Below are 8,287 nucleotides of genomic sequence, written 5' to 3' on the forward strand. Positions count from 1 at the left end.
GGCACCTCTTCGGGGTCAGGCCACGGCCGCGCGGCCGAGCTGCCGCGCGTCCAGGAGGATCCGTCCGTCCTCGACGAGCACCCGGTAGGTGCGCACGGCGCCTTCGTCTGCGCCCTGCGCCGCCCCGGAGTTCATGTCGAACACCCAGTTGTGCAGCGGGCAGGTCACCCGGTCGCCGTGCACGATGCCCTCGGAGAGCGGCCCGCCCTTGTGCGGGCAGCGGTCGTCCAGCGCGAAGACCCGGTCGTCGGCGGTGCGGAACACCGCCACGCAGCCCTGCGCGGTTTTCACCACCCGCGCGCCCTGGCGCGGAATGTCCTTGAGCCTGCCGATATCGATGAAGCTGGTCATTCTGCGGCCTCCAGGGAAAGGTCGATGAGCGGCGCCCATTTCGCGCGCTCCTCGGGGCGGGCATGCTCGGCCCAGGGATCCTTGCGATAGACGGATTGGCTGATCTCGAACCGCTCGACCAGCGCGCGGCGGGTCTGCGCATCGAGAACCTGTTCCTTCACCCAGTCGAGCCCGACCTTCGCCACCCATTTGTAGGGGCGGTCCAGGTATTTCGCATTCTCGCGATAGAGCTGCACGAAGGCCGCGATGACCTCCACCGCTTCGTCCTCTCCGGGCACGGTGACGAGATGCTCGGTCTCCTTCAGCTCCATCCCGGCGGCACCGGCCACGGAGATGGTGTAGCCGCTGTCCACGCAGACAACGCCCACATCCTTGCAGGTCGCCTCCGCGCAGTTGCGCGGGCAGCCGGAAACGCCGAGCTTCACCTTGTGCGGCGTCCACGACCCCCAGAGCAGCTTTTCGAGCCGGATCCCGAGGCCGGTCGAATCCTGCGTGCCGAAGCGGCAGAATTCGGAGCCGACACACGTCTTGACCGTCCGCAGCCCCTTGGAATAGGCATGCCCCGAGACCAGCCCCGCCGCATTCAGATCGGCCCACATCGCGGGCAGGTCTTCCTTGCGCACGCCCAGCAGGTCGATCCGCTGGCCGCCCGTGACCTTGACCATCGGCACGTCGTATTTCTCGGCCGCATCGGCAATGGCGCGCAGCTCGGCCGGCGTCGTTACCCCGCCCCACATCCGCGGCACGACGGAATAGGTGCCGTCCTTCTGGATATTGGCATGGTTGCGCTCGTTCACGAACCGGCTCTGGCGGTCGTCGCGGTATTCCAGCGGCCATTCCGCCAGCAGGTAGTAGTTCAGCGCCGGGCGACAGGAATGGCAACCGCCGGAGCTTTTCCAGCCCAGCTCCTGCTGCACCGCCGGGATCGACTTCAGAGCCATGGACTTGATCAGCCGGCGCACGTCCTCATGCGTGTGATCGGTGCATTTGCACATCGGCTGCGCCGCGGGTTTGGCGAATTCGTCGCCCAGCGTCAGCGCCAGCAGCTGCTCCACCAGCCCGGTGCAGGTGCCGCAGGAAGCGGAGGCCTTGCAGGTGCCGCGCACCGCATCGAGCGTATGCGCGCCGCCCTTGATCGTGTTCACGATCGTGCCCTTGCACACCCCGTTGCAGCCGCAGATCTCGGCCGTGTCCGCCATCGCCGCCACCGCCGCCAGCGGATCGGCCGAAGCCGCCCCCGCCGCCGGGCCGAAGATCAGCGTCTCGCGCAGATCGGTGATGTCGGTCCCGTCCTTGATGTGGTTGAAGAACCAGGTGCCATCGGCGGTATCGCCATACATCACCGCGCCCACCAGCCGCGGCCCTTCCAGCACCAGCCGCTTGTAGATGCCCCGGCCCGGATCGCGGAACACGATATCCTCGCGCCCCGGCGCCTCGGCGAAATCGCCCGCCGAGAACAGGTTGACCCCGGTCACCTTCAGCTTCGTCGCCGTCTGCACCGGGCGGAAGGCCGCGGCCTCCGCCATCAGCGTCGCCGCGAGCACCTTGGCCTGGTCGTAGAGGGGGGCGACCAGACCGAAGAGCCGCCCGTCATGCTCCACGCATTCGCCGAGCGCGAGAATATCGGCGTCCGAGGTGACCATGGCGTCATCCACCACGAGGCCACGGTTCACGGTGAGCCCGGCCTCGCGGGCGAGCCGCGTCTCCGGGCGGATGCCCACCGCCATCACCACCAGATCGGCGTCATAGACGGTGCCGTCCTCGAGCTCCACGCCGGTGACCCGGTCCGTGCCCAGGATCGCCTTGGTGGCGCCCTTGCAATGCACGCGGATGCCGCGGCGCTCCAGGTCCTTCTGCAGCAGGTAGCCCGCCGCCGGATCCAGCTGCCGCTCCATCAGATGGCCCATCAGGTGGATGACGGTCACCTCCATCCCGAGGATCGCGAGCCCGGCCGCCGCCTCCAGCCCCAGCAGGCCGCCGCCGATCACCACCGCGCGCCCGCCACGGGCGGCGGCTGCGGTCATCGCATTGGTATCGTCGAGATCGCGGAAGGAGATCACCCCGGGCAGGTCCTTGCCCGGTACCGGAATGATGAAGGGCGCGGAGCCGGTGGCGATCACCAGCTTGTCGTAGGGCGTTTCGCCCAGGGGCGAGACCACGACCTTGCGGGCGGGGTCGATCGCGCTCACAGGCGCGCCGAAGCAGGTGGCGATGCCACGCTCGGCGTACCAGGCGTCGTCATGGGTGACGATCTCCTCGTAGCGCTTCTCCCCCGAGAGTACCGGCGAGAGCATTAGCCGGTTGTAGTTGCCGCGGGGTTCGGCGTTGAAGAGCGTGATGTCCCAGGCGCCGGGCGCCGCTTCGGTCAGGTATTCCAGCGCGCGGCCCGAAGCCATGCCCGCGCCGATGATGACGAGCTTTGCCATATGCCTACTCCGCCGCTTCGACGAATTGATGCCGTTCGTAAAGGAAGCGCAGCACCGCGCCGCGCGCCGCCAGATAGGCCGGGTCATTGGCCAGCGCGAGCCGGTCGCGCGGGCGGGCCAGCGGCACATGCAGCACCTCGCCCACCGTGGCCGAAGGGCCGTTCGTCATCATCACGATCCGGTCGGCGAGCAGGACGGCCTCGTCGACGTCATGGGTGATCATGATCATGGTATTGCCGAGGCGGGCATGGATCTGCATCACCGCATCTTGCAGATGCGCCCGGGTCAGCGCGTCCAGCGCACCGAAGGGCTCATCCAGCAGCAGGATCTTCGGCTCCATCGCCAGCGCCCGGGCGATGCCCACGCGCTGCTTCATCCCGCCCGAGACTTCGCCCGGGCGCTTGTCCGCGGCATGGGTCATCTGCACCAGATTGAGGTTGTGCATGATCCAGTCGTGGCGCTCCGCGGCGCTCTTCTTGCGGCCGAACACCTTGTTCACCGCGAGCTTCACGTTGTCATACACGGTCAGCCAGGGCAGCAACGAATGGTTCTGGAACACCACGGCCCGGTCCGGGCCCGGGGCGCGGACTTCGGCGCCCTCCAGCGTGATCCCGCCGGAGCTCACCGGGGTCAGCCCGGCCACCAGGTTCAGCAGCGTGGATTTGCCGCAGCCCGAATGGCCGATGACCGAGACGAATTCGCCCTTGCCGATGCGCAGGTTCACGTCGCGCAGGACCTCGGCCACCCGGCCATTGCCTTCAAAGCGCTTCGCCACATTGTCGATCTTCAGATAGCTCATGACTGGTCTCCTCAGGCTGCGGTGCCGCGCGACACGACCCGGCCGATCCAGGCGACCACACGGTCGAGGACGAAGCCGACAAGGCCGATGTAGACGAGGGCGACGATGATGTCGGACAGGTGCGAGGAATTCCACGCATCCCAGATGAAGAAGCCGATGCCCACGCCGCCGGTCAGCATTTCCGCGGCGACGATGGCGAGCCAGGCAAGGCCGATGCCGATGCGCAGGCCCGAGAAGATATAGGGCGCGGCGGCGGGCACCATGATGCGCACGAAGAATTCGGCCTGGTTCAGCCGCAGCACGGCGGCGACGTTGCGGTAATCTTGCGGGATCGCCCGGACCCCGGCCGCGGTATTGATCAGGATCGGCCAGATCGCGGTGATGAAGATCACGAACACCGCCGAGGGGCCGCTTTCCATGAAGGCCGCGAGCGAGATCGGCAGCCAGGCCAGCGGCGGCACGGTGCGCAGCACCTGGAAGATCGGGTCGAGGCCGCGCATCAGCCAGTCGGACTGACCGATCGCAGCACCCATCAGGACCCCCGCCACCGCGGCGAGGCCGAAGCCATAGAACACGCGCTCGAGCGAGGTGAGCACGCGCAGCCCGAGGCCGATGTCCTGCGGGCCGTTCACATAGAACGGATGCAGGATCAGCTCGGAGGAATCGGACCAGACCTGCGCGGGGGTGGGCAGACCCGACCCCTCGCCGGAAAAGGCGACCTGCCAGATCATCAGCAGCGCAGCCAGTATCACCAGCGGCGGCACCACCTGGCGCAGCACGAAGCGGCCGAAGCGCGCGAGCCGGTCATTGGCGCGGCGCGCGGCCGGCAGGACCGAAACGCTGGCCTTGGGCTTTTCCGGAGTGGCGGCCTGCACCGCTCCGGTCTCGGGGGCTTTCATCGGGGAAACGGTCATATCGGGCTTCCTCACGCCAGAGCCTTGATGGAAAGGCTGTCCAGATAGGCCTGCGGGTTCGCAGGGTCGAAGGTCTTGCCGTCAAAGAAGGTTTCGGTGCCGCGGCTGTCGCCGAAGCCCGCAGTGTCGAGGCCGAGGCCCTTGGCGGCCTCCAGCCACAGGTCGGAGCGGTTGGTCTTGTCGACGAGGGCCTTCGCATCGAGATCCGCGCCGAAGACACCCCAGCGTTTGTTCTCGGTGATGAACCAGCTGTCGAGGCTCTTCCAGGGATAGGAGGTCTCGCCCTTCTCGCCCCAGAACCGCATCAGATAGGGCGTGCCCTTCTCCTCGCGGCCGTTGCCGTAGTTGATGTCGCCCTTGATCCGCCCGACGATGTCGTTGACCGGGACGTTGTACCACTGGCGCGACGAGACGATCTTCGCCATCTCGTCCTTGTTCTCCATCTTCTCGCACCACATCTGCGCCTCCATCACCGCGCTCATCAGCGCGACGGCGGCCTTCGGATGCGCATCGACCCAGTCGGCGCGCATGCCGAGCACCTTCTCCGGGTGCCGCATCCAGATTTCAGAGGTGGTGGTGGCGGTGAACCCGATCTTCTGGTGCACCAGCTGCTCGTTCCAGGGCTCGCCCACGCAGAACGCATCCATGTTGCCGACCTTCATGTTCGCCACCATCTGCGGCGGCGGCACCACGATCAGGTTGACGTCCTTGTTCGGGTCGATGCCGTTCGCAGCCAGCCAGTAGCGGATCCACAGGTCGTGGGTGCCGCCCGGGAAGGTCATCGCGACGGTGGCCGGGGTGCCGGCGGCCTTCTTCTGCGCGAAGGCCTCGCGCAGCCCGCCCGTCTTCAGCCCGACGCCGAGGTCCTTGTAGGCGTTCGACACCGAAATGCCCTGGCAGTTCTCGTTCAGGTTCAGCAGGGCATACATCGGCAGCGGAACGTTGTTCTGCATCACCTTGCCGGTGGAATAGAGATGCACGTTCGGGCGCAGCAGGTGCGCGCCGTCGATGCCGCCGCCCTGCGAGCCGAGCGCCATGTTGTCGCGGGTCGCGCCCCAGCTGGCCTGCTTCTCGACGCTCACATCGGGCATGCCGTATTTCTCGAACAGGCCCTTTTCCTTGGCGACGATCAGCGGCGCGGAATCGGTCAGCGCGATATAGCCGAGGCGCGCGCCGGTGACTTCGGGCGTGGCAGGCGCGGCCCAGGCGCCGCCGGGCAGCAGGCTGCGCGCGGCCGCCACCGTGGCCAGCAGGCCCGCGCCGGATTTCAGCAGGGCGCGGCGGTTCATGAGGCCAGCGTCCAGAGTGGCGGCGTTCGCGGTGGCGGTTTTGGTGATGCGGGTGGTCATGGCTTGAAAATCCTCTGCGGACGACCGGCCGAACTCCGGGCCGTGTCTGATGTCTGGGAAACGGATATGCTGCGAGAGCCGATGACCCGCGAAGGATCAAAACGTTACGCAGCCACATTGCCTGGAAGTGTCCGCATCGTCGCGAACAGAGTAGAATCAGCACGCCTTTGCACCGATTTCATGATGAATGTGCCGATAGCCCCCCAGTCTTGCGAGAAATTTCGCAGCCCGAGGGCGCAAAAACGGTTCCCGTTAACGTCAAGCTGAAAAAGCAAAAGGCATTTTCCGCCCATCGCCCACGGTTTGTGCGAAATGTAAAAAGAACGACCCCAGAGCACCCGCCCGCGCGCCGGGAAACAGTTGATCGCAAAGGCCAAGTTGGCGTGGACATCGCCCGATTCAGGCGTCATGGTCATCCGGAAAGCGCCCGGCAGGCGCCGCCCTTTCCTGTGCATGAACACCTTGATGACCAGCCCTATGCTACTCCGGGAGCCAGATCATGTCGCAGGCTGATCTGTCGATCCTGATCATCGACGAAAACGTCATCCGCGCCTCGATCATCGAGGAGGGGCTGCGCGAGGCCGGGCACTTGCGGGTGACCGTGATCCACGAGGTGCGCGGCGTTGCCCGTATCATCGAGGCGCAGCAGCCCGATGTGATCTTCATCGATATCGAGAACCCGAACCGCGACATGATGGAGCATCTGTTCCAGCTCACGCGCACCGTGAGCCGGCCGATCGCCATGTTCGTCGACCGCTCCGACAGCGCCTCGATCGAGGCGGCGGTGGAGGCGGGCGTTTCGGCCTATATCGTCGACGGGCTGAAGAAGGAGCGGGTGAAGCCGATCCTCGATATGGCGGTGAGCCGGTTCAAGGCCTTCAGCCGGCTGCAGCGCGAGCTTGCGGAGGCGCGCAGCGCGCTCGAGGAGCGCAAGGTGATCGAGCGCGCCAAGGGCCTGATCATGCGCGCGCGCAACATGACCGAGGAAGAGGCCTTCGCGCTGCTGCGCCAGACCGCGATGAACGAGAATGTCAAATTGTCCGAGGTTGCGCAGAGCGTCGTGACCGCGGCCGGATTGCTGATGTGAGCCGGGGACAGGAGGGCCGCGCATGAGTGACACCGAACCGAAGGCCGCCCCGGCCGCGATCCGCAGCGAGGGCCCGCGGGCGCTGCGGGCTGGGTTCATCCCGCTGGTCGATGCCTCGGTGCTGATCGCGGCGGCGGAGCTCGGCTTCGCCGGGCGCGAGGGGCTCTCGCTCGCGCTGATCCGCGATGTATCCTGGGCCAATGTGCGCGACCGGCTGGCGTTCCGCCAGTTCGACATCGCCCACATGCTCTCGCCGATGCCGGTGGCCGCGACGCTGGGCCTCGGCTCGAACCCCTCCCCCACGATCACGCCCTTCGCGCTCGGCCGCGGCGGCAATGCGATCACGCTCTCGGCCCGGCTCTTCGAGCGGATGCAGGCGGTGGCCGGGGTCGCGGATCTCGCCTCCGCGCTCGAAAATGCGCGGGCGCTGGCGCAGGTCCTGGCGCAGATGCGCGCGGCGGGCGAGGCCCCGCCGACCTTCGGCGTCACCTATCCGTTCTCCTCGCACAACTACGAGTTCCGCTACTGGCTGGCGGCGGGCGGCATCGACCCGGACCGCGACGTGCGGCTGGTGGTGGTACCGCCGCCCCTTACCTCGGATGCGCTGGCGGCCGGAGAGATCGACGGCTTCTGCGTCGGCGCGCCGTGGAACATGGTCGCCTCCGAGCTGGGCGTCGGGCGGATCGTCGCGGCCAAGCAGGACATCTGGCCCGACGCACCCGAAAAGGTGATCGGCCTGCGCCCGGACTGGGCGGCGGAGCACCCCGAGACCGTATCGCGGCTGATCGTGGCACTGGACGCGGCCGCGCGCTGGTGCGACCAGCCGGAGAACCACGACGCGCTGGCCGATCTGCTGGCGCAGCCGCGGCTCCTGGGCGCGCCGATGCCGATCATCCGCCATGTGCTCTCGGGCGAATTCTGCCTGGATGCGAAGGGCAACCGCCGGGTGCTGCCGGATTATTTCGTGTTTCACCGCGCGCAGGCGAATTACCCGGATCCGGATCTGGCGCGGTGGATCTACAGCCAGATGATCCGCTGGGGCCAGGCCGGATACAGCCCGGAGCAGGCAGCGGCCGCGGCGGCCTCGTCGCGCCCGGATCTCTATTGCGAAGCACTCGGGATTGCGCCCCCTGCCCCGCGCGGCGAAGCGATGGGGCCGTTCATCGACGGGCTCTGCTTCGATCCGCGCGACATTCCGGGATATGTGGAGGCCTTCGGCGTCCGCAGCCTGCGCGCCAGCGGCGGCGATGATTGATCCCTTGGCGGTCTTTGTCTGAGCCCCCCGGAGCTTGTGTCTGACGGGTGTGTTTTTGCGTTCAGCGGCTGAGCTGCGGACGGCTTCGGTGGCGGGTGGGGGTTGT

8 protein-coding genes are annotated in these 8,287 nt (G+C 67.2%); 2 read left to right on the top strand and 6 right to left on the bottom strand.

Going from position 1 to position 8,287, the window contains the following annotated elements:
* Nucleotides 1–15: 15 nt before the first annotated feature.
* The 6 genes from nirD to ACOMG5_RS12540 form a co-directional block, all read right to left on the bottom strand.
* Nucleotides 16–351: a nitrite reductase small subunit NirD gene (gene nirD / locus ACOMG5_RS12515; RefSeq protein ID WP_420344140.1), complete on the bottom strand. Its 336-nt coding sequence runs from the start codon at nucleotides 349–351 to the stop codon at nucleotides 16–18.
* Nucleotides 348–2,777, bottom strand: coding sequence for a nitrite reductase large subunit NirB (nirB, locus tag ACOMG5_RS12520; protein ID WP_420344141.1), 2,430 nt, complete (start codon nucleotides 2,775–2,777; stop codon nucleotides 348–350). The genes nirD and nirB overlap by 4 nt, the downstream gene beginning before the upstream one ends.
* A 4-nt stretch (nucleotides 2,778–2,781) precedes the next feature.
* On the bottom strand, nucleotides 2,782–3,576 hold the full coding sequence (locus tag ACOMG5_RS12525; RefSeq protein WP_420344142.1) for an ABC transporter ATP-binding protein: 795 nt from the start codon (nucleotides 3,574–3,576) through the stop codon (nucleotides 2,782–2,784).
* Nucleotides 3,577–3,587: 11 nt separating this feature from the next.
* Nucleotides 3,588–4,490: a nitrate ABC transporter permease gene (gene ntrB, locus ACOMG5_RS12530; RefSeq protein WP_420344143.1), complete on the bottom strand. Its 903-nt coding sequence runs from the start codon at nucleotides 4,488–4,490 to the stop codon at nucleotides 3,588–3,590.
* Between the two features lie 11 nt (nucleotides 4,491–4,501).
* Entirely contained in the window at nucleotides 4,502–5,839 is a 1,338-nt protein-coding gene (locus ACOMG5_RS12535; RefSeq protein WP_420344144.1) for a CmpA/NrtA family ABC transporter substrate-binding protein, read from the bottom strand.
* Between the two features lie 104 nt (nucleotides 5,840–5,943).
* Nucleotides 5,944–6,255, bottom strand: a complete 312-nt coding sequence (locus ACOMG5_RS12540) for a hypothetical protein (protein ID WP_420344145.1) — start codon at nucleotides 6,253–6,255, stop codon at nucleotides 5,944–5,946.
* An 83-nt stretch (nucleotides 6,256–6,338) separates the two neighbouring features.
* Here ACOMG5_RS12540 and ACOMG5_RS12545 point away from each other — a divergent pair, with 83 nt between their 5' ends.
* Nucleotides 6,339–6,926: an ANTAR domain-containing response regulator gene (locus ACOMG5_RS12545; protein WP_420344146.1), complete on the top strand. Its 588-nt coding sequence runs from the start codon at nucleotides 6,339–6,341 to the stop codon at nucleotides 6,924–6,926.
* A gap of 22 nt (nucleotides 6,927–6,948) precedes the next feature.
* On the top strand, nucleotides 6,949–8,181 hold the full coding sequence (locus ACOMG5_RS12550) for a CmpA/NrtA family ABC transporter substrate-binding protein (RefSeq protein WP_420344147.1): 1,233 nt from the start codon (nucleotides 6,949–6,951) through the stop codon (nucleotides 8,179–8,181).
* Nucleotides 8,182–8,287 lie beyond the last annotated feature (106 nt).

Origin of the sequence: Paenirhodobacter sp. (assembly GCF_041916475.1) — a bacterium.
Lineage (GTDB): Bacteria > Pseudomonadota > Alphaproteobacteria > Rhodobacterales > Rhodobacteraceae > Rhodobacter.